Consider the following 888-nt stretch of genomic DNA (forward strand, 5'->3'; position numbering starts at 1 on the left):
AACAGGATATTGTGGGAGTAGACAGAGCTTACTATCCACAGGCCAGAACTTTCCTGCTGGGAGCAAACATTCAATTTTAATACGTAATAACATGAAAAATAAGAATTTTATATATAAAGGACTTGCCGTTACAATGTTGGCAGGTTTAAGTTTTAGTAATATTGGCTGTAGCGGATCTTACCTGGATGAGGTAGAGAATTCAGGCGCTTTTAAAACCGATATGTATTTTAAGAATGAGACCCAGTCTTTTAGTGCATTGGTGTCTGTATATGATGTTTTAAGAAAATACTCCAGCGGATTTGAAAATACAGTTACCTTTTTCAATGCAGGATCTGATGACTTTTATTCAGGCGGAGGAAATTCTAATGATGGAGCGGGTATACAAGGAATGAATAATTATGCTATAAATCCTAATACGATGCCTGCAAGTTATTGGAGAGATTATTATCAGGGAATAGCAAGGGCTAATCTTTTAATAGAGAGAGTTCCCGGAGCTGATATGAGCGAAGACCTTAAAAAGAGATATAGCGCTGAAGCAAAAGTTCTCAGGTCTTTATATTATTTCGAGCTTTTAAGAATGTTTGGAAATATCCCGTTAGTACTCAAAAGTGTAAAATTTGATGATGATTACTGGCATATTCCACAGGCAAAACCAAGTGAAGTCTATACACAGATAGAAAATGATATTCTTGCTTCCATTCCGGATTTAATGATGACAGCCAGTGGTAATGACAAAGGGAGGATTACACAGGGAACAGCCAGAGCAATATTGGGAAAAATTTATTTGTATGATAAAAAAATGCCTGAAGCAGCAGCGCAATTTGCAGAAGTGAACGGCACACCTGGAGGAACAAGTCAATATGGGTACAAATTGGTAGAGAAATACGC

1 protein-coding gene is annotated in these 888 nt (G+C 37.2%); it reads left to right on the forward strand.

Annotated elements, in window-relative coordinates:
• Positions 1–91: 91 nt before the first annotated feature.
• Positions 92–888 (forward strand): RagB/SusD family nutrient uptake outer membrane protein (locus BBH99_RS12675; RefSeq protein ID WP_185111077.1); only part of this gene is annotated, 797 nt, incomplete at its 3' end.

The organism is Chryseobacterium contaminans (genome assembly GCF_001684955.1).
GTDB lineage: Bacteria > Bacteroidota > Bacteroidia > Flavobacteriales > Weeksellaceae > Chryseobacterium > Chryseobacterium contaminans.